We start from the raw sequence: 18,327 nt of genomic DNA, 5'->3' as shown, positions 1-18,327 counted from the left end.
CTATGCGCCGAGTTTCGTCTTGAGGCCGGTGGAGGCCTCGGCTCCCCCAGAGCCTGTGCGCATGTTCGCCGCGCTGCCGCGCCGGGCGGTTATTGCATCGGCCACCGCCGAATTCTGACGCACGGTGACAGGCTGGGCCTGCTGCACCGCGACCTGCTGAGATGGCTTGCTGACAAGAGCCGTGGTGATGGCGGTCGCGGCGGTGCCGATCAGCGCCGCACCCAGCGCAGGCAGGGCGAAGGTCATCAGCGGTTACTCCTTTGGGGTGGCGCGAAGGGGCTGCTGCCGAAATTCACCTTGGACCGGCCCGCGCGCTTCTCGCTGCGATCCTCGCGGACATCGCCGCGCACTACATCGGCCTCGGCGCCACGCCTGGTCAGACCCGCCACCAGATACTGGTTGCCGTCATGACAATGGCTGAAATCGTTCTTGACCGGCTCGTCTTTCCAGCGGCCCTGCCCGCTCGACATCTGGACACGCTGGATGACATAGCCGTTGTTGAAGCCGCGCCGCAGATAGCGACAGGCATCCCCCGCGATGACGTAACCCGGGCGCCCGGCAGGGCTGTGGGTCAGCAGGCGGCGGACGCCCTCGATGCGCTCTGGCAGGCGGTTGCCCTTGACCGGCGCGGCCTTCATCTTCCATTGCCGAGCCTTCGCACCGATGCGCTTGCAGAAGGCCTTCCAGCACAGCCGAGCCCAGCTATCGGCATATTCGTCGCCATAGAGCGCAGCGGGATCGCACCATGCGGTATCGAACTCGCAATTGGCGAAATGCTCCAGCCACACCTCGGCCATCATCTCCCCGAAGGTTTCGGGGCCCAGGCGCTCAAGCTCCTGATCGGCGCTGTCGGAAAACACCACAAGCTCGCGCAGCACGCGGACCTGCCCGGTATCTGGGCAGCGCTGGCCGAACAGCGCCGCAGGCGTGGAACCGCCATCGAAGCCGATGCCGACCGGTACGCCCTTAAGCGGCTTGATCCCCTCAGGAATGCAATGAAACCGGTCATTGTATTCGGGAAACACCGGCTGCCCATTACGAACAGCACCAAATTCATTATCGATGAACCGCCTGATATGGTTCTCTGAAAGACCAAGCATGGTCATTTCATAATAACCGTCGGGAAGGTTCTTGATGTTTTCAGGCGTTGGGTTCTGAGAACGCCCGCCGGGCTGGCGGTGGAACGACACGCCCACGCGCGGCCCGAGGCGTTCTTTCAGTTCCTTGAGCTGCTCATCGCTGATCGGCAGTTTGCCTTCAACGAAAACCTCATAGGTCCAGTTGTCCACGTCCGGGGCGTTGAAGTCGGCGATCACTGCGCGGTACTGGCACCCGCCGTTCGCTGCTGACGGGTAACGGCCCGTTCGCCCGATGCCGAAGCTCAACACGCCGCGGTCCAGCGTGTCGGTTTCGTTCAGCCATAGGCCTGTCAGCTCCAATCCCTTGAGAACTTCCTCTGCCTTCCGGTCGCCCATCGCGCGGAAGTAGACTTCGACCTGCCATGTCTCGGCGGGGCTGCCGTCGAGCTGCGCCACCTGAAACGTGATGGTGTGGCGCATGTCATTGCCGTTGAAATCGCCCAGCGTTTTGGGAAACCACGTGAACCAGCTATTGAGGACGTTGGTTTCCAACTGCGCATAGGTGTCACGCACCACACACCAGCGCACCCGCCTCACGCCATCAATCGGCGAGGGATTTTGATAAGCTGGGCTGGTGATGATTTTGCGGATGCAGCTCGTGGTTTTGGCCGAGCCATAGGGGCCCATGATCCCGCAGAGGATCGTCTGATCTGCAACGAATGCCTCTGCCACCGGGCCGACCGGCGCCATGAGCTGCACAAAGCCCGGCCCGGCGCTCATCCTTCATCCCCGGCTTCGTCGTCGAACTCGACCGGGCGATCATCCGCATCGATCAACTGGCCATCGACGAAGCGCATATTGACCAGCATGTCTGCCGTGATCGCGCCCGATGCCAGACTGCGCTGGATGATCTTCTCAGCCTCGCGCGTACCGCTGTCGAGCTGGTCGAAATTGCTGCCACGGATGCCCGAAAGACTGGGGAACATGATGACCGCATCGGCCTGATGCTTGACCACAGCCTCCACCGGCTTCTTGCTGTGGACATATTCCGCCGTGGCCTTGGCGGCGGCGAGCTGCACATTCAGCGCCTTGATCGCCAGATCGCCCGGCTTGCCCTGGCTACGGCGCGACACCGATTCCAGCGCCTCGCAGGCATCGGCCAAGCGGTTGATCGCCTCCATATCCGCGCCGGCGCCCTTGATCGCCCCCGCCGCCAGCTTCACCGCCATCGACAGTTCCTGGATATTCTCATCCAACTGGCGCTGGCGCTCTTGCGTGCCATCGGCGATCAGCAGGGCCTCAACCATCTGGTCGAGCGGGCGCGAATACATGCTGGCCATCGCCATCACGGGATCGCCATGCTGATGCACGATCAGCCGCGCCAGATCCTCGCTCCGCCGGTTCCGGCTTCCCTTCGGGCGCCCGGCGCCGCGCTGGGCCGCCTGCTGTCGCGCCATCTGGAAGATGTTGCCGGGCAGCTTGCCGTCGCGGTCGCGCCACATGTCCAACTGGTCAGCCGAGACATCAGCGCCGAATATCGCGCGGTTTTCACCCGCTTCCTCATGGAATGCGCGGTCAAGGCTGGGCCGGTCCGTTGACATCAGGCCACCGTCGATTCTACGAAGCGATTCTTGCCCTGATCGAGCGGGAAATGCCCGGCTACCGACAACTCGCCCTCATAGCGCTTTTGGCGCTGTCCTGCGGATTCTCCGCCTAAGATCAGCGCTTTGTGCAAGCCCCGCACCCCGGACCCCAGCGGCGAATTCCAAAACTTTGCGCCCGTGTTCCCCGGTCCGTCAGGGCAGCCAAGGCGGCAAGCCAAGGCCGGGGCCGAATTTTCCAGATTTCCGGCCGCACGGGCGCGACACGCGAAGGGGGTTCGCCCGCGAACCGAAAGGGGAAAGCCCCCCTCCGGCCCGGCGCCCCGGGCGGCGGGGCCGCTGGCTGAGGCGGATCGGATGGCGCCCGGCGTCGTCAGACTGGCAATCAGACGACGCACCCAGAAAAAGCGTGAGGAAACAGGCCACTTAGCCGTGCCGTGCGACATGGCCCATGCGACGGGCCCCATGACGCCAACGATAAACCCTTGAAAATCAATGGGCGTGGCGGCAGCCCCACATCGAGCCGCCACCACGCCAGCGCTGGGCAAATCCCTTGCCTTGATCGTGCCCAGGCATTCCGCGCCGCGCGCGAAATTCTCCAGACCCCGACGCACCCGCCGACGAAACACGGGTCGGATGGCATATCCGCCCCATTCTTTATTCAGCAGGGTGGCGAGGTCCGGTGTCATTGGACGCAGGTTTTTACAGATTGGATAAATCGAGGCAATCCCCAGCCTCACACCGTCCTGACTGTCCTAGAAATTATTATGAATAGGACAGGTAAGGCATTGAAATAACACGCGTCCTATTTGTCCTAGGTCGATATGTCGCGCATGAAACGCGCGCATAAGCGCACGGACCTGAAATCAGGCTAGGACGGCAGGACACTAGGATAAATGACGCAATATATTGATATATAGCGATAAAATCACAGTACAGCATCAGGACAAAGCACGGCACTTAGGACACCCCGAACCCTTCGCCCGCGCCCAGCCTTCGGGTCAATTTTGGCTGTAAAGAAACGGGTCCGGGTCAGGGTATAGAGAGGCAAGGGATGCGCTCTAAGAGACTGGAAAGGCGAATAGAAAGCCCGTCGCACCGCCTGCCTATCGGCAGGCTGACGGGCTTGAATAATTTTTTCTCATGCCTAGTTGACATGTCATTTATTTTTCCAGAATGTATAAATGTGGGTGCCGACGAGGCGCCGCAAACATTCCGGCAAAAGGAGGCCGAAACCATGACCGCAGATCAAGCCCGCACCCTTGGCTACACCCGCGAAGTTCTCGCCGAGGGCGGATGCCACAGCCTTGAACTCCTCATCCAAGAGGATGCTGATTTCGACGGTACATTTCGGGCCTATGACCTCAACGAAGGCGAGATGCTGACCATCAATGGTTGGAACTTCGAGTTTGAAGAGCTGGGCGAGGAGGCCTGATCCATGGCGCTCCGCACCATCCGCGATCTGGCCCTGACCATCGCCGCTCTCGTCTTCGCCGCCCAGACCATCGCCACCAGCTACGACACCGGCCTGCTCGGCGATCTGGTGTGGATGGCAGCACGGAAGGCCTGACCATGATCCTCACACAATCCCAGATCGACGCAGGCGCCGCCTATCTCCGTAGCTGCGCCAACCGCAATGGTGAGATTGACGGCGGCTATAGCTGGCGCCGCATTGCCGAGATCACGGGCGAAGATGTAGCCAAGCCCGGCGCTGGCCTCTCGCTCTTCGAAGCGTTGGAAGATGCTGGCCGCCTCAAGCATCTGCCCTGCATTCCCGGGACGTTTGGCCACTCCCGCTTCACGGTGAGCTGACCGCCCCCATCGCCGCCGGGTCCGGGCCTACCCCGATCCGGCGGCATGATGGGCGGCCAGCTGGCCGCATCACCCGGCAAAAGGAGGCCGACCGATGCGCTACTCACTCACCCGCGAATTCTACATCCCCAAGGGCGCCCGCAAGGTGCAGCACCTGCACACCACCGCCGTCGCCTACCTCTACGAGCGTGACGGCAAGCCCTATGCCGTCACCTTCTACGGCAAGTCGCAAAAGCCCACGTGGCACTACTCTTTCGGCAGCACCGCCAAGCGCGAACAGCGCATCGCGGGTTTCTTCGCCTCCTGCCTCGCCCATAAGCAGATGCAGCAGGCCCGCACCGCCGAACGCAAGAGCGCCGGGCGCGGACTCGCCGAGGGCGATGTCCTCAGCGCCATGTGGGGCTACGAACAGACCAACATCGATTACTATCAGGTCACCAAGCTGATCGGCGATACCATGGTAGAGGTCCGCAAGATCGCAACCGATCGTCTGGAAACCGAGTGGCAGCAGGGCAAGGTTGTGCCGATGCCGGGCCAGTTCGTGGGTGACGTGCTGCGCCGCAAGGCCCGCAACGGTGGCGTGCGCATCGATGATGTGCGCCACGCCTCCAAGATCGAGCCCATGGCGCTGATCGGCGGCAAGCCGGTCTACGCCGCCCAGCACTTCACCGCCTATCATTGACCGCCCCCTGTGGCGCCGGGTCCGGGTGCGGGCACGGCGTCCAGATGGGCGGCCATTGCGCCGCGTCCCGATCCGGAGGCAACCATGCTCCAGCAACTCGATATGTTCGCCATGATGGCGCCGCCGCCTGCCCCTGTCACTGATGCCGAACAGGCCCAGATCGCCCGCATCAAGGCCTCGCGCGCTGCATGGGAGGCAGAGCGCCAGCGCATCGATGCCGCTGTCACCGCCGGGCAGGCTGCCGGCACCGTGCTGGTTCTGGCATGGGGCGAGGCCGAGAATGGCCGCGGCCTCTGGCGCAAGCCGGGCTGGCATGTGCAGATCGTCACCCATGACGGCGCCGTTTATGCCAGCACCCGACTTGAGGCCGCCAATATGGGCCACAGCGGCCCGTTTTTCCGCGTGAAAGGCGCGCACGACATCGAGGCCGCCGCGCTCGCGCTCTGCCGCGATGCCCTGAAAACCTGCGCCGGTTATACCGATGGCGGTTGGCGCTCCGAACAACAGACAGCCCGTCAGCTCGCCCAGCTCGCGAAATGGATCATCGAGCAATTCCCCGCGCTGGCCGCCGATTGGGACGACATCCGCGCGACGACGCGTGAGGAAACCGCCCGCCGTGGCACCGCACTGCGCGCCGCCTTCCAGATCAAGGAAACCGTCCGCATCGCGCTGCAAGAGGCCAGCCTCTGGGCCTATGACAATCTGATCGTGGATACCGGCCTTGCCAGCGTCTTCGACTATCAGGCCCAGTTCCGCGCGTCATGGCACGTCACAGGCCATGGTCCGGATGCGCTGGCGCTGGTGATCTATGGTCAGCACGGCCTAGACCCCACCGAGGAACCTTCCTGCCTGCGCGCCCTCGATGCGATCCGCGCCGCCATGCCTGATCTGCCCGCGCGCTTCGCCCGGCCGGAAGAATATGACCTATGCCATTCTGACCGCGAAAAGGTCAGCTGGTGATGCTGGGTGCCGTCTGGCGCCCGCTGCGATAGCCCAGCAAGGCCGCCCCCATCATCAGGCCATAACCCGTCAGGCGCTCGCCCAGATCCCGCACAGGCGCCAGCAGCTCGGCGCCCAGATGCGGATATAATCCCAGATAGATCAGGGCCAATGCGCCGACAGACGTTCCCAACAGCAGCGGCATCAACCCGCCACCCCTGATGCGCCACCACCAGGCGAACAGCGCGACGTGGACAGCCGCAACCGCGAACACAGCCAGTTCCACGCCATAGTCCTGAAATGCGCGCTGGACGAACACCTCCCAGTCATTCTGCCAGACCGATCCCGGTGGACTGGCGCCCTCTCTGGAGACGAGCGGCCTATCAGACGCCGGAACCGGAAATGGCATGACAAAAATCCCCGCGAATCAATCGCGCGGAATGGTATGTCCAGCACAACTGCCGTCAATCCCGATCCATTGTCCCGAAACTGGAACGAATGAGAACAAAAAGAGAACTTCCCTACAAGCCCCTGACTAACCTATATCAATCTCAGGAGGCCGGTTGAACAATGCACGCATCCACACCCTACACCGTGACCATCGATCCCGAGATGATGGGCCTGCGCCGCCATGCCGCGCTGTCCGGCCTGCTCGATCTGCTCGACCAGCTGCCCGACGATGCCCATCTGCCCCCGCGCGGCATTGCCGCCATCCTCGCCCTGTCACTGGCGCCTGACGAGGAACCGGAGGGCGATTAATCGTCCTCCAGCCCCAGTGCTTTCAGGGGCACCAGCAACGCATTGTCGCTCGATCCTGAAAACCGCACCTTCTGCGTCCATTTCAGCGCATTGGGCACCTTGCCCAGCGATTGCAGCCACACGCCGCCTGCCCATTCGCTGCCGCGAAACACCTCATGCAGCGGTTTGTTGGTGGGATAGGCCACCGCCAGCCATGCATCTTCCCACTTCTCGGGCGCCGCATCGGTATAGCCGCGCTGCCCCTTGCCCTTGTCGACAAGGTTCAGCACCCGCAAACCATAGGTTTTCAGCTTTTCGCGCGCTTCCTGATCCACCACGATATCGGGCGGAGTGGTGATCGCGATCCCGTTGGGCACTTCCTTGAACGTCATCGCCCGCTCAATCCAGTAACCCACGGATTCCGCTGTCTTGCCATGCGCGCCCGGCAACAGATGGCTGGTCATATGCACCAGCACGCGATCCACGTCGCTGCGCGCCTCGGCCCGGCCCCGCGCCATGGCGGGCTCGATCAGGGTGACATTCTCCTTCACCCGCTCAGGCCCGGGCACGCTGTCATCCGGGATCAGCGCATCCACATCGAAATCATACAACACCAGATCGGCACAGGCGAGGAAGGTGCCATAGGTATCCTGCCAGCGCCCCTCGAACCCGCGCCGCGCGATCTCGCGCTTATAGGCCCGGAACGTCTTATCGAAGCGCTTCCAATGATCGATGACGCGGCGCCGCATCCGCTTGCCCAACTGCACCCAGCTCGCCATCTCCAGCTCAAGCGGCTCGGCATCGACCGGGATCGGCCGCATTTCCAGAATAGCGATGCGGTTGCGGTCCTCGCCCTTCATATTGGCATGCAGTACGCTCGACAGCAGAAAGCAGGACTGGGCGGTGAAGCCGACCGCCTTATGGTCGGTGCTGCCGCGATACATTTTCGCGCCCATGGACGCCTTTTTCATCAGATTGACGATGGCGTTGAGCCGCTCCGGGTTATCGTGCGCCTCGGCTTCGTCGATCATCACGGGCAGCGTATCGTCGCCCAGCACCTGCCGGATTGCCGCCTCGCTGCTGTCTTCCGTGGCAAGACACCATTCGTCATGAATGGCCCGGATCAGCTTTTGCAGATAACTCTTGCCCGATGCCGTCGGCGCCGCCAGCCAGATATGCGCGCGCCATTCCAAGGCCCCACAGATGAACATCTGCACAATATGGCCCAGCAGGATCATCCCGCTGGACTGTGGCTCTGTCCAATACCACCGGTTCTGCAGCATCAGCCGCAATTCCTGCGCCTCTTCCGCCGTGGTCGGGTTGTCGGCGGGCGCGGGCAGCTTCTGCATTGCGGGGAAAAAGGCCTGCCGCTCATTCGCCCCCACGAACTCGCCGGGCGGGGATATGATCGGGCGCGGCATGCGCTTGCCCTTGGCATCCAGCCCGTTCACGATCATCACGCGGTTGCCCATATGCAGGGCCAGACTGCCGTCATCGCCGGGAAGACGATGGGCACCACGCCCAAACACCCGCCCCTGCGGATTGAAAATCCCGCGCCGCACACAGTCCTCAACCAAGGCGGTCTGCGCGTCATCCTGATCGAACTTGTCGATAGGGTCACCCTCTTTCCATCCCTTGGGCCGCTGTTCGAAATTCTGTTTCAGCCATTCATTGCCAAACCACAGCTTCAACTCGCCCTTTCGGACTTCCGCCCCGGTTTCCACCACCTGATTAAGCCGGTCGAGAAACAGGATGTTCTTTCCGTTCACGCCCAGCGGCGTCACCGGGCACGGCTGCGGCAATTGCGGCGGATGCCCGTCCGCCTTGGGTGCTTCCTCGGCCTGCGCGAAATCCGGCGCCAGCATTGGTTGGCGCTCCCGCATCGCGGCCAGCTTTGCGGGGCTACTTTTGCGCGTCATTCCTGCCCCCGTCCATGCGGATACCCCGCCATTCGTCGTTAAGATCCTTGAACCCTTCTTCCGGCCAGATGCACATCACCCGCCGGTGCGATCCGTCCTGCCGCGCGCGCAGCTGCTGCGCGGACACCTGCTTTTCGAAGGATTCGGCAGCGGGTGACCCTTCGTCATCCCGCTGCGCCAATATGGTGAAATCGCCGCATTGCGGCGGCAAGGCCATCGCGCCCAGCAGCCCAAGCGTTCCCGCGAACACGATCCGCTCTTCCGGGTGGATCATGGCATAGGTCAAGGCATCCTCGGCGCCCTCGGCGCTGCTGATCCTCTCGCCAGCGGGCATGTCCACCAGCGTCTTGCGGGTGCGCCCCTTGATGATCGGGAAATGCACGCCCTGCGGCTGCTGGCCGAAGATCTTCTTGGCGATCTTCAACCGCTTCCCGTCAACCTCCAGATCGGGCAGCTTGCCCCAACTGCCATCGGCCTTGCGGTCGAGGTAGATGCAATGGGTCGCCACATGCTGATTGCCCAGCAACCCGGCAGTCAACAGGGCAGGCACGGGCCGTTTCAGATCGGCATGCCACACATCATGGCGAAACCGCATCGAACCAGGCACACGCCCGATCAGCGCAAAGTCGATGCCCCGCCCTTCCAGATAGCGCATGGCGGGCGTGCCGATGATCGGGCTGGCGTGGAACCACAGATTGCGCGCTTTCAGGCGGCTTTTCGCCACCTTGTCCGCATTCTCCACCTCCGCCCGCTGGGCCGCCGCCGCCGCGCGCCGCCGATGGGCGGCCAGCGCATGCGGGTCCATATCCTCATGCTTGAGCAGCTTGCGCGCCTGCGAAAACGTCTCACGCCAGCTCTGCCCGCCGATGGTCAGATAGAGCAGCTTGAGCATATCGCCATGGCCCAGCGGATCGCCCTTGGCGAAGGCATAATCCGCCCAAGTTCCATTGGCCTTCACCTTGAGGCTGTTGCCGCTCTCGCCCTTGATGCTGCCCGCATGCCACATGCCGCCGCTTTTCACAGCGCCGGGCAGGCATGCCCCCACCACGGCGGCGACATTCCGGTTCAGCTCGGCGGAAATCTCCCGGGCGTCCAGTTCATCGCCCTGCCTGTTGTCCATGGTCAGGCGGCTTCGTCGGAGGCGGGAATATCGAAATCGCCCGGCGCGCAGATCTCGCGCTGCAACAGCGATCGCATGATTTTCCCGCCCGCCGGGCGCGTGCCCGTCTCCACGCGGTACACCGACATGAAGGACAGACCCAGCCAACGCGCCGCATCATGGGCGGACAGAGGCGGTTTCTGGCTCTTTCGCCACGCACGCAGCTTGCGGCCCGCTTCGGTAACCATGTTGGTGCTTCCCTGTGCCATTGCCTCATTTATCCAAAATGTATACTTGATGGCAAGCCCACTCAGCGGAGATTTCTACAAGATGGTCGATAGAGCCCCCATAGGAAATGTCTTAAATTTCCCGACTATGCCGAAAAAGCTCTCCTTCCTGCCGCTCAACCGCCTGCGCGCCCTTCGCACTGCCGAAGGATCGTCGCTCGCGACAGTGGCAGCCAGTTGCAACACCACCGCCGCCCAGATCCAGAAACTGGAAACCGGCGAAAGAGAACTGGACTACGGCTGGATGCTCCGCCTGGGCAAACATTACGAGATGCCGCCCGCCGATCTCCTGCTGGAAGAAGATGGCGGCCTCACCCCGCTGGAGCGCCATTTCATCGATACCCTGCGCGAGGTCCCCGAGGCGGTGCGGGAGATGCTGGAAGGCTCTTTCGAGAATGCCCAGAAGCACCGCGTCAAGCCAGAAGTGATCAATCTGGAAGAGCGCAAAGCCTCCTGATCCCACCCCGATTTCAGATCGCAAGCCGCCCAGCGCAAGCCGGGCGGCTTTTTTCGTCACTATGGAAAAACGTCTTTTTCCGTTTTGTATAAAAATCTTCTTGCGGGCATTATACATATTGGATAATTAAAGCGGGCAACAGCAACTCAGGAGGTGGCCTTGCCCGCTAAAATCCTGACCATGCCCACAGCATCGGTGCCCATGATGGCCATCGATCTGGCCACGCGCCGGGGTAAATGGTCTCGCCGTTATCGCTTCGCCGACATGGTCCACGCGCTTGCGCTGGACTCGCTCTCTCAGCGCACCCAGATCGACACGCTGCGCAGGCTGGCCCGCATTGACGGCCTGCCCACGCCGCTGAACCCGCGCATCCGCGCCGGTCAGCGCATGCAGGGCGCCGACGCCATCTGCCTGCGCTCCGAATGGGATGCCGCGCAGGTGGAAGCATGGCTCCATCGCCCCGATGGCCCCGGCCTGCCCCCTGTTCCGCCGATGGCGCCCGCTCTGGCCCCCGTCATCGATCTTCATGCCGAAATGCGCCACCGCGCCGCTGTGGGAGGACGTTGATATGTCGATGCCTTTAACCAAGATGGTGGAAGAGCTTTTCGTCGAGGAGGGGCGCGCCGCCCTCGTGTCGATTGCCGAAAGCCTCCGCCGCATCGCCGATAGCTTGGAGCGCCCGGAAATCGGCCGCGCTGTCTTCGGCGATGACAATCTCTCGCTGGTCGCCCTTCCTGAGGGGGAAATGCAGGCGACCAACCAGCCCGAACCGAGCAGGCCCGACGCCCTTGGCCGCGAAATCTGCCGCGAACTGATCACCCGCTACGAAAGCGGCCAGTATTACGGCCTGATCGCGCGCGAAGAGGATCGCATGAGCTTGGATGTCGGCATCGTCATCAGCGCCGATCTGCTCTGCGGCATCTTCCCGAAATTCGGCGAGAAAGAGCTTATCGAGCTGCTGATCTCGGTTCCCGGCGTCAAGAGCCAGGGCAAGGTCAACGGTGTACGCCGCTTCTTCGTGCCGCTGGAAAGCGTCCATGCCTGAGGCCTCCGCCTTCTGCCAGGAGCATTGGCTCCACGGCGGCGCCCCCATGGTCTTGGCGGCTTTGGTCCTGCTGGGCGTCATTCTGGCCATCGGGAAATTGTTCAAGCGGCAGAAAAGTGACCTCGACCAGATCGAGGAAGACGCCGCCCAGATGGCCTATCTGCGCCGCTACACGGCGCTTCGGCACCGGAGCGACAACGATGCCTGACCCCAAGATCACAGACGCCCAGATCGATGCGATCTGCGCCCGCCTGCATCCCATGGGCACCGCGTTGGCCCTGCTGGCGCTCGCCCTCATCACGCTGGCCGTCACCTATCAGGTGTTTCTGGCCATCCTCTTCCACAGGACGCCAGCATGACCAACCAGCCTGCATCCTTTCCGTCCGATCTGGTCGAGGCCGTGGAAAATGCCATCATGCGCAGCCAAGGCCTTGATCCCACTGAGGTCTGCGGGCTGGAGATCGAGGACGGCGACAATTGCGATAGCTCGACGTGCTGTGCCGCGCATTTTGAGGACCACGATCCCGCTCATGCCCGCACGGTTTATCGCAAGATTGCCGTAGCTACCATTGCCGAAATGCGTGCCTATTCTGCGCGTGAGGGTACTGTCGAAGCTGATAAAAAGGTTCTCGATGACATCTGGATCATCTCTTTCCGCGCGTCTGTTCGCGGCGAGAAGTGCGACGATGAGATCATGCAAGTCATCGCCAATTATCGGCGCGCTTCGGCAGGGGGAAAGGTCGATGCCATTGCAGAGGCCGTGAAGCCATGGGCAGACTTCAACGGCGAACTTCCAGACTATGACCATCCACTGCGCTGCGTCTACGAAAGCGGCATCCAGTATGCGGTCAATCTTCTGGCAAAAGAGCTGGAAGTCACCGATTACACGCCCTGCGACGGCACAGAAGAGTTTGATGGCGATCTGGGCGGCACGATGATGAACATCGTTTGCGCCTCACTCCCGCAGTGGGCCGATGGTGAACGTATGTTCCCGTCTGATGTGCGTCTGGTTTGGACAAAGATCGGCCAATGCAAGGAACAGATCAAACGGTTGAGGGAGGCGATTAAGCCATTCTCCGACTGCATCGACCAAATTCCCGGCGATGAGTCGGATGAAGAATGGGCAAAGTTTCGCCTTCTGGTGAAGCACTACCGCGCTGCTCGTACTGCCTTTGCCCTCTCGGGGGGCGAGGAATGACCGCCCCGCTGTTCTACACCATCGCCACCCATCGCGCCGATGGCTTGCCCCAACTGCTGGAGGTAACCCGACAACGCGAGCACACGCTCCATGGCCGATGCGGTGACACAGTGATGAACGTTCGCCGGGGCGTATGCTCCGGGCGCTTTGAGACGCCTTCAGAGGCCCGACGCGCCCTCAAGGTTGCGCATCAGGTCTGCGAAAAGCACCGCAGCGCGATCCTGAAAGCTCGCCGGTCGCTGGAGGATGCCAACCTCGCCCGCAAGCGTGAGCTGCGCCAGCGCCTTGGAAAAATCACCGGTCTTCAGGCCGGTTGACAGCGGGAGACTTCCCATGGACCAGCATTCCACTTCGCCTGCCTCTTCGAGTGATCTTTCACCCGGATCGCCTCGTAAGCCCGTAGAGGCAGCCGAGGGTGCGTCCGCCGCTCTTCCACCCTCCCGAGCGGCGGACGCATTCCCTGAAAGCCTGCATCTTGGCGTTGATCTGGGCGGGCAGGATTACTTCCTGCTGCAAATCAGCAGCACCATCCCCTCACAGGCCATTATCGACGTGCTGGGCGAGCGTGTGAAGCAGATCGCGAAATTCGGCCACACACCGGCGCAGGACGCGGGCAAGAGCATTTCCTCCATGCACAACGTGGTCTGGCGCTACACCCATGGCCTGTCGGATACCGTCAGCGCCCACGGCGCGCGCAGCACGATGCGCGCCTATGCCGTCCGCGCCGCCGCCGCGCTGCTGGCCTTCATCGACCGCCTGGACGCCGAGGAGGCTGCCAATGGTTGATAAGGTCGAACACGTCCGCGCCGCCATCCGCGAGGGCGCCCACCATGGGCACACCTGCCACTGGCCCGGCTGCACGGCAAAGGTGCCGCCCGCCGCATGGGGCTGCCGCAAGCACTGGTATCGCCTGCCTATCGGCATCCGCAACCGCATCTGGGCCGCGTACCGCACCGGTCAGGAAACCAGCAAGACGCCCAGCAGGGCCTATGTCGAGGCCGCCCGCGCCGCGCAGGACTGGATCAAGGAAAACGGCCATGGCTGACAAAGCTTTCTCGCAGGAGAGTCCTGCGGGTCGCACCGCCCCGGTCGCCATCGAAAACGATGGGGCCGGGGCAACCCACCGGGGCCGTCTGCTCGCGCTGGCGGAGATGGTGCAGCATCCAAGCATCCAGGCGCTGTCGATCAAGCAGCCCTATCCGCATCACATCTTCCATGATGGCAAGGATGTCGAGAACCGCAACTGGCCGACGAATTATCGCGGTTGGTTCATGGTTCACGCGGGCGTGTCGCGGTCAGAAATCGTCAAGGGCGATCCCAACGAAGAGGCAATGCCGCGCGGCGGAATTGTCGGCATGGCGCGGATCACCGGTTGCGTTGCCGATTCCGACAGCTCGTGGTTCTTCGGGAAATTCGGCTTTGTCCTGCGCGATGCCTTCCCTCTCGATCTGATCCCTTGCCGTGGGCAACTCGGATTTTTTCGCCCTCCTCATCAGTCAATTGAGGCGCTGGCCGAGGCGCTCCGCCGCCGCGCCGAAGGGCTTTGCGAAAGGGCTCCGGCATGAGCAAGCATCTCTCAGGCTGGCGCGACAACGCCGCCTACGCCGCCGCCATTTGCCGCGCCGAGGGCTGGCAGGTGCGCCGCATCGCCACTGATGTCTGGAAGGTTAGTGATCGCAATGCGCGCTATCGCGATAGGCCGGGCATGCCGTTCAAGAAGCGCCATTTCTTCATGAACCGCGATCAACTTCTGGATTTCGCGGGCGTTCCAGTTCGGATGCCTCCGCTGGGCCGAAGCACACATGTGCGCGTGCCGATGAAGATCATGCGCGCGCGCTATCCCGTCGAAGACGCGGACATTCCCTTTTGAGCGGCGACCTGTTCGACCAGCTGGGCCGCGCGAAATCGCCGCCGCCCAACTGGAAGCCGACCAAATGCGCTGACTGCGGCGCACCCCACCCCTGTTTCAGTCTTAATGGCCGGGCTGGCCCATGGCGCTGCCCCACCTGCCATTACGCTATCGTCGGAAAGCCGTGATCCCATGAAGGTCGCAAAGTATCCCCGCCATCCGTTCAATGACACCCAGAGGAAGCGGTCTTTCGTCGGGATCAAGCACAAGCGCGAACAGGAGAAATTCCCGCTCTTCGCCGCCGAGATCGCCGCAGCACAGCGCGGCGTTGACACGATCATGCAGGAGCGGGCCGAGAACTGGACCCAGCGCCAGATCGAGAGCCGGGCCAAACGCGCCATGGAATGGATCAAGGCGCGCTGGATGCTCAAGCTGCTGCCCGATCATGAGCGCAAAGCCTTCGAGGCATACTACCAGCGCACCCGATACCCCATGGACCCCGGCTATGTGCGCACCGTGCTGCGCATGTTTCTCGATGGTCGCCTGCTCATGTTCGAAGGGCGCGTCGAATGTCAGGCGCATCTCGATTTTCTGGCGGATCGCGCTGAACGCATCCGCTTGATGAGCGATGATGAACTGCTGAGTCGGATGCAGAACCGCTATTGCAGCGGCGCTTATCTGGATGAGCTGCGCGCCGAACGGGCACGCCGACAGGCTGCCACCAGCGCTTTGATTGGCCATTCGGCATGACCGGCAACCGCTCCACCGCCGTCATGCAGCGCCGCGCCATCGCGCCCGATGCGCTGGACTATTTCCCCACCCCGCCATGGGCCACGCGCGCCCTGTGCGAGATCCTGTCGGGCTACATGCATGATAGCATGGGCATCGATCCCGGCGAGCGCCTCAACCGCTGCACCGCCTGGGAGCCATGCTGCGGCGAAATGTTCATGGCCAACCCCATGCGGGAATATTTCGCATCGGTCCGCGCCAGCGACGTGCACCGCTACACGCCTGATCACGATCTGGTCGACTTCATGGGGATGGATGCCCTCACGCTCCCGCGCGTGGACTGGATATTCATGAACCCACCCTTCATCCATGCGGAACAGTTCATCAGCCGGGCCCTGTCGCGTTCGATCCGCGGCGTGGCGGCCTTGGTCCGGGGTGCCTTCACCGAAAGCGAGAAGCGCTACGAAAGCCTGTTCGGCACCACCATGCTGCCCACATGGGAATTCCAGTTCGCGGAGCGCGTCCCCATGCTGCGCGGGCGCCTGATCCGCAAGGGCCAGCTCGACCCGTTCAGCCTCGATCCCAAGACGGGCGAGCCCCGGCCCTGTTCCAGCGCCACCACCTACAGCTGGCTGGTCTGGATGCCCGGTCAGCATGACTGGCGCAAACGCATCATCCCGCCCTGCCGCCTCCGGATGGAGCGCGAGGGCGATTACCCCCTCTACCTTGAGCAATGGCGCGAAGTCGGCCGCAACGAAATGGCCATCGCGATGAAGAAAGGAAGGCTGCTGTGAAAACTGCAATCGTCTATGGCCCGATAGGCTGTGGGAAGACCTCTCACGCCCACCTGATCGCCCAGCTGCTTGGCATTCCCGCCGATAATATCGTGGACGACTGGACATCCACGCCCGCTGGCCGCGCGATCCCGCGCCTCAAGCCCGGCTATCTGCACCTGAGCGCCGATGAATTTCAGGCCGAAGATGGCCCCCAGATTACCATCCGGTCATTCGACAGCTTCAACTTTCCGCGCTTCACCCCTAACCTTGATGCCGTCCGGCAGATGGGTCTCGGCATGATCGGCTCAGAGATCATCCTCGAACGGTTTCGCCAGATCGAGGAATACGATTACGACGCCGCCCACGATGACGACCATCGTCAGGGCGAAATCGCCGCCATGGCCGCCGCCTACAGCCAGCTGTCCACCGACCATGAGAATGAGGCGGTGCAGCAGCATGTGCAGGGCGAACTCTGGCCGTGGGATGAAACCATGCCCAGGCACCACAGCCGCCGCGATCTGCTGATCACCGCCGCCGCCCTGCTGGTGGCCGAGATCGAGCGCATCGACCGCGCCGCCACCCCTGCCGAGCAGGAGGGCTGACCGCGATGCTGCCCTACATCACCCCCACGGGCCAGATCCTGCCCGCGCCGCGCCCCATCGACACGCAGCGCCTGATCGCGGCCTTCCGCAACAAGCGCCCCGCCGCCGCCCGCCCGGCGCCCGGCCCGCTGCCCATCGCCGCCAGCAATGAGCCGTGCTGGTGCTGCGGCATCCCCGGCTTCAAGGGCTGCGATCACCAGCTCCCTTATGAGGCCCCCAAGCCCGCCGAATTTTCACGTTCCGCGCAACAGCGCTTTTATGGAGGAAACCCCCATGGCTGAAATGGCCGCCGACGACCGCCTGCGCCTTCTGATCGAGCGCATCGAGCGCCTTGAGGAAGAAAAGAAGGGCGTCAACGACGATATCAAGGACGTCTATCTTGAGGGCAAGGCCACCGGCTATGACCCCAAGGCGATGCGCCAGATCGTCCGCATCCGTAAGATGAAGCCGGACGACCGCAAGGAGCAGGAGGCGATCCTCGAAGTCTACCTCTGCGCGCTGGGCCTCGACTGATGCAGGGCGTGCACGATGAGGTCAAACGCCTCGACCCCTTGGCGCTCGCCAGTCTGACAACCGGCGTCGTCCTTTGCAACGAGGGCTTCGGTCCAGTTTCGGAAGCTGCAGAATGGGTGCTGGGCTATCCGGTCTACACCCATGAGTTCATCGTGACCGCCACCAAGGATGCCATCAAACAGGGCATTCTTGCCCAATTCCCGGCGATGCCGACCGTCTTGTCTACGGACTGGCAGACGCTCGCCGGGCAGGTGCGCGCCGACTTCGGAGACTGGGTTGAAGTCAGGCGCGGCACCGCATCCCGCGATCAATCCCCCATCGAAAGTTTGGCCGCGATCTTTCGCGAGAAAGCCAACCGGGAATGACCTGTTCCCGATGTGACGACACCGGCTTTCTGGGCGCTGCCTATGTCTGCCTAGACCCCTGTTCATGCCAATCCGCGCCGGGCGGCCTCCCGGCATCCACCACAGGAGATTCCATGTCTCGACCCCATATGGTTCCCTTCATCGGCACCAAAAGCCTGCTGGCGCGTAGCATGACGCGCGCCGAATATCTCACCTACCGGGGCTGGGAACTGCCCGCCGACGAGAACCCCGAGGATCTGGGGTATCTGGTCGAATACACCGATGGCGGGAAAGGCAACCATCCCGATCATGAGGGCTACATTTCTTGGTCGCCGCGCGATGTTTTTGAAAAGGCCTATCGCGCCACTGCTCTCAATATGACCTTCGGTCACGCTGTTGAGCTGCTGAAAGCGGGACACAAGGTCGCCCGCGCTGGCTGGAATGGCAAGGGCATGTGGCTGATGCTCATGTCGGGAGGCGAGACGACATTGCCCACTGACGAAACCTTTTCTGCTCTGCCCTTCATCGTCATGAAGACCGTGCAGGATACCGTTGTGCCTTGGCTTGCCAGCCAGACGGACGTTCTGGCCGAAGACTGGACTGTCATCGCCTGATCCGCCTTTGGGGGCGCTTGCCTCGCCCCCATTGCGCCTACCCA

General features: G+C 62.7%; 32 protein-coding genes. 24 read left to right on the top strand and 8 right to left on the bottom strand.

The annotated features are described in order from the left end of the window. The 4 genes from ABDW49_RS02025 to ABDW49_RS02010 are packed head-to-tail and all read right to left on the bottom strand — an operon-like array spanning position 1 to position 3,369. Entirely contained in the window at positions 1-246 is a 246-nt protein-coding gene (locus tag ABDW49_RS02025; RefSeq protein ID WP_343609348.1) for a hypothetical protein, read from the bottom strand. Next, the gene (locus tag ABDW49_RS02020) at positions 246-1,829 is read right to left on the bottom strand and encodes a hypothetical protein (RefSeq protein WP_343609346.1); all 1,584 of its coding nucleotides are present in this window, start codon (positions 1,827-1,829) and stop codon (positions 246-248) included. The genes ABDW49_RS02025 and ABDW49_RS02020 overlap by 1 nt, the downstream gene beginning before the upstream one ends. 26 nt (positions 1,830-1,855) lie before the next feature. Beyond that, positions 1,856-2,680 carry a hypothetical protein gene (locus ABDW49_RS02015; RefSeq protein WP_343609345.1) on the bottom strand — a complete coding sequence of 275 codons (825 nt, stop codon included), beginning with the start codon at positions 2,678-2,680 and terminating at the stop codon, positions 1,856-1,858. Continuing rightward, the gene (locus ABDW49_RS02010; RefSeq protein ID WP_343609344.1) at positions 2,680-3,369 is read right to left on the bottom strand and encodes a hypothetical protein; all 690 of its coding nucleotides are present in this window, start codon (positions 3,367-3,369) and stop codon (positions 2,680-2,682) included. Before ABDW49_RS02010 ends, ABDW49_RS02015 begins: the two co-directional genes overlap by 1 nt. Before the next feature lie 548 nt (positions 3,370-3,917). On the opposite strand from ABDW49_RS02010, the gene ABDW49_RS02005 reads away from it, so the two are divergent. The 5 genes from ABDW49_RS02005 (at position 3,918) to ABDW49_RS01985 (ending at position 6,134) form a co-directional block, all read left to right on the top strand. Then, the gene (locus tag ABDW49_RS02005) at positions 3,918-4,115 is read left to right on the top strand and encodes a hypothetical protein (RefSeq protein WP_343609343.1); all 198 of its coding nucleotides are present in this window, start codon (positions 3,918-3,920) and stop codon (positions 4,113-4,115) included. 3 nt (positions 4,116-4,118) lie between these two features. Beyond that, entirely contained in the window at positions 4,119-4,250 is a 132-nt protein-coding gene (locus ABDW49_RS02000; protein ID WP_343609341.1) for a hypothetical protein, read from the top strand. A gap of 2 nt (positions 4,251-4,252) precedes the next feature. Then, positions 4,253-4,492 carry a hypothetical protein gene (locus ABDW49_RS01995; protein WP_343609339.1) on the top strand — a complete coding sequence of 80 codons (240 nt, stop codon included), beginning with the start codon at positions 4,253-4,255 and terminating at the stop codon, positions 4,490-4,492. A 94-nt stretch (positions 4,493-4,586) separates the two neighbouring features. Further along, positions 4,587-5,174: a hypothetical protein gene (locus tag ABDW49_RS01990; protein ID WP_343609337.1), complete on the top strand. Its 588-nt coding sequence runs from the start codon at positions 4,587-4,589 to the stop codon at positions 5,172-5,174. Positions 5,175-5,258: 84 nt separating this feature from the next. Further along, positions 5,259-6,134, top strand: a complete 876-nt coding sequence (locus tag ABDW49_RS01985; RefSeq protein WP_343609335.1) for a hypothetical protein — start codon at positions 5,259-5,261, stop codon at positions 6,132-6,134. On the opposite strand, the gene ABDW49_RS01980 is transcribed toward ABDW49_RS01985, so the two are convergent. Beyond that, positions 6,124-6,522, bottom strand: coding sequence for a hypothetical protein (locus ABDW49_RS01980; RefSeq protein ID WP_343609334.1), 399 nt, complete (start codon positions 6,520-6,522; stop codon positions 6,124-6,126). The two genes, ABDW49_RS01985 and ABDW49_RS01980, sit on opposite strands and share 11 nt — an antisense overlap. 161 nt (positions 6,523-6,683) lie before the next feature. Here ABDW49_RS01980 and ABDW49_RS01975 point away from each other — a divergent pair, with 161 nt between their 5' ends. Then, entirely contained in the window at positions 6,684-6,872 is a 189-nt protein-coding gene (locus tag ABDW49_RS01975) for a hypothetical protein (RefSeq protein WP_343609333.1), read from the top strand. Here the strand turns inward: ABDW49_RS01975 and ABDW49_RS01970 are convergent. From ABDW49_RS01970 to ABDW49_RS01960, 3 genes are read right to left on the bottom strand one after another with little or no spacing between them, the layout of a single operon-like run. Continuing rightward, entirely contained in the window at positions 6,869-8,770 is a 1,902-nt protein-coding gene (locus ABDW49_RS01970; protein ID WP_343609332.1) for a hypothetical protein, read from the bottom strand. The two genes, ABDW49_RS01975 and ABDW49_RS01970, sit on opposite strands and share 4 nt — an antisense overlap. Next, the gene (locus ABDW49_RS01965) at positions 8,754-9,890 is read right to left on the bottom strand and encodes a hypothetical protein (protein ID WP_343609331.1); all 1,137 of its coding nucleotides are present in this window, start codon (positions 9,888-9,890) and stop codon (positions 8,754-8,756) included. The genes ABDW49_RS01970 and ABDW49_RS01965 overlap by 17 nt, the downstream gene beginning before the upstream one ends. 2 nt (positions 9,891-9,892) lie before the next feature. Continuing rightward, complete coding sequence (locus ABDW49_RS01960) at positions 9,893-10,117, bottom strand: helix-turn-helix transcriptional regulator (RefSeq protein WP_343609329.1); 225 nt, start codon at positions 10,115-10,117, stop codon at positions 9,893-9,895. Positions 10,118-10,166: 49 nt separating this feature from the next. Between ABDW49_RS01960 and ABDW49_RS01955 the strand changes: the two genes are divergently transcribed. The 18 genes from ABDW49_RS01955 to ABDW49_RS01870 all read left to right on the top strand — a co-directional run bounded on the left by ABDW49_RS01955 (position 10,167) and on the right by ABDW49_RS01870 (position 18,283). Continuing rightward, the gene (locus tag ABDW49_RS01955; protein ID WP_343609327.1) at positions 10,167-10,613 is read left to right on the top strand and encodes a helix-turn-helix transcriptional regulator; all 447 of its coding nucleotides are present in this window, start codon (positions 10,167-10,169) and stop codon (positions 10,611-10,613) included. A 159-nt stretch (positions 10,614-10,772) separates the two neighbouring features. Then, the gene (locus ABDW49_RS01950) at positions 10,773-11,180 is read left to right on the top strand and encodes a hypothetical protein (RefSeq protein WP_343609325.1); all 408 of its coding nucleotides are present in this window, start codon (positions 10,773-10,775) and stop codon (positions 11,178-11,180) included. Next, the gene (locus ABDW49_RS01945; RefSeq protein WP_343609323.1) at positions 11,140-11,658 is read left to right on the top strand and encodes a hypothetical protein; all 519 of its coding nucleotides are present in this window, start codon (positions 11,140-11,142) and stop codon (positions 11,656-11,658) included. The genes ABDW49_RS01950 and ABDW49_RS01945 overlap by 41 nt, the downstream gene beginning before the upstream one ends. Next, entirely contained in the window at positions 11,651-11,866 is a 216-nt protein-coding gene (locus ABDW49_RS01940) for a hypothetical protein (RefSeq protein WP_343609321.1), read from the top strand. The genes ABDW49_RS01945 and ABDW49_RS01940 overlap by 8 nt, the downstream gene beginning before the upstream one ends. After that, complete coding sequence (locus ABDW49_RS01935; RefSeq protein ID WP_343609319.1) at positions 11,859-12,017, top strand: hypothetical protein; 159 nt, start codon at positions 11,859-11,861, stop codon at positions 12,015-12,017. The genes ABDW49_RS01940 and ABDW49_RS01935 overlap by 8 nt, the downstream gene beginning before the upstream one ends. After that, a complete protein-coding gene (locus tag ABDW49_RS01930) occupies positions 12,014-12,856 on the top strand; it encodes a hypothetical protein (protein ID WP_343609317.1) in 843 nt (280 codons plus the stop codon). Before ABDW49_RS01935 ends, ABDW49_RS01930 begins: the two co-directional genes overlap by 4 nt. Continuing rightward, the gene (locus ABDW49_RS01925) at positions 12,853-13,173 is read left to right on the top strand and encodes a hypothetical protein (protein ID WP_343609315.1); all 321 of its coding nucleotides are present in this window, start codon (positions 12,853-12,855) and stop codon (positions 13,171-13,173) included. The genes ABDW49_RS01930 and ABDW49_RS01925 overlap by 4 nt, the downstream gene beginning before the upstream one ends. 16 nt (positions 13,174-13,189) lie before the next feature. Then, a complete protein-coding gene (locus ABDW49_RS01920; protein WP_343609313.1) occupies positions 13,190-13,642 on the top strand; it encodes a hypothetical protein in 453 nt (150 codons plus the stop codon). Then, positions 13,635-13,901 carry a hypothetical protein gene (locus ABDW49_RS01915; protein ID WP_343609311.1) on the top strand — a complete coding sequence of 89 codons (267 nt, stop codon included), beginning with the start codon at positions 13,635-13,637 and terminating at the stop codon, positions 13,899-13,901. The genes ABDW49_RS01920 and ABDW49_RS01915 overlap by 8 nt, the downstream gene beginning before the upstream one ends. Beyond that, positions 13,894-14,421, top strand: a complete 528-nt coding sequence (locus ABDW49_RS01910) for a hypothetical protein (RefSeq protein WP_343609310.1) — start codon at positions 13,894-13,896, stop codon at positions 14,419-14,421. Before ABDW49_RS01915 ends, ABDW49_RS01910 begins: the two co-directional genes overlap by 8 nt. Then, complete coding sequence (locus ABDW49_RS01905) at positions 14,418-14,726, top strand: hypothetical protein (RefSeq protein WP_343609308.1); 309 nt, start codon at positions 14,418-14,420, stop codon at positions 14,724-14,726. The genes ABDW49_RS01910 and ABDW49_RS01905 overlap by 4 nt, the downstream gene beginning before the upstream one ends. 171 nt (positions 14,727-14,897) lie before the next feature. Further along, the gene (locus ABDW49_RS01900; protein ID WP_343609306.1) at positions 14,898-15,455 is read left to right on the top strand and encodes a hypothetical protein; all 558 of its coding nucleotides are present in this window, start codon (positions 14,898-14,900) and stop codon (positions 15,453-15,455) included. Continuing rightward, a complete protein-coding gene (locus ABDW49_RS01895; RefSeq protein WP_343609304.1) occupies positions 15,452-16,228 on the top strand; it encodes a hypothetical protein in 777 nt (258 codons plus the stop codon). The genes ABDW49_RS01900 and ABDW49_RS01895 overlap by 4 nt, the downstream gene beginning before the upstream one ends. Beyond that, positions 16,225-16,812 (top strand): hypothetical protein, encoded by a 588-nt coding sequence (locus tag ABDW49_RS01890; RefSeq protein ID WP_343609302.1) that lies wholly within the window; start codon positions 16,225-16,227, stop codon positions 16,810-16,812. Before ABDW49_RS01895 ends, ABDW49_RS01890 begins: the two co-directional genes overlap by 4 nt. A 5-nt stretch (positions 16,813-16,817) precedes the next feature. Further along, positions 16,818-17,093: a hypothetical protein gene (locus ABDW49_RS01885; RefSeq protein ID WP_343609300.1), complete on the top strand. Its 276-nt coding sequence runs from the start codon at positions 16,818-16,820 to the stop codon at positions 17,091-17,093. Next, positions 17,086-17,325 carry a DUF2312 domain-containing protein gene (locus ABDW49_RS01880; protein ID WP_343609298.1) on the top strand — a complete coding sequence of 80 codons (240 nt, stop codon included), beginning with the start codon at positions 17,086-17,088 and terminating at the stop codon, positions 17,323-17,325. Before ABDW49_RS01885 ends, ABDW49_RS01880 begins: the two co-directional genes overlap by 8 nt. Then, complete coding sequence (locus tag ABDW49_RS01875) at positions 17,325-17,690, top strand: hypothetical protein (protein ID WP_343609296.1); 366 nt, start codon at positions 17,325-17,327, stop codon at positions 17,688-17,690. Before ABDW49_RS01880 ends, ABDW49_RS01875 begins: the two co-directional genes overlap by 1 nt. A gap of 128 nt (positions 17,691-17,818) precedes the next feature. Then, positions 17,819-18,283 carry a DUF2829 domain-containing protein gene (locus ABDW49_RS01870; RefSeq protein WP_343609294.1) on the top strand — a complete coding sequence of 155 codons (465 nt, stop codon included), beginning with the start codon at positions 17,819-17,821 and terminating at the stop codon, positions 18,281-18,283. Positions 18,284-18,327 lie beyond the last annotated feature (44 nt).

Origin of the sequence: Novosphingobium sp., assembly GCF_039595395.1 — a bacterium.
Taxonomy (GTDB): Bacteria; Pseudomonadota; Alphaproteobacteria; order Sphingomonadales; family Sphingomonadaceae; genus Novosphingobium.
This window is presented reverse-complemented; position numbering and strand designations above follow the sequence as displayed.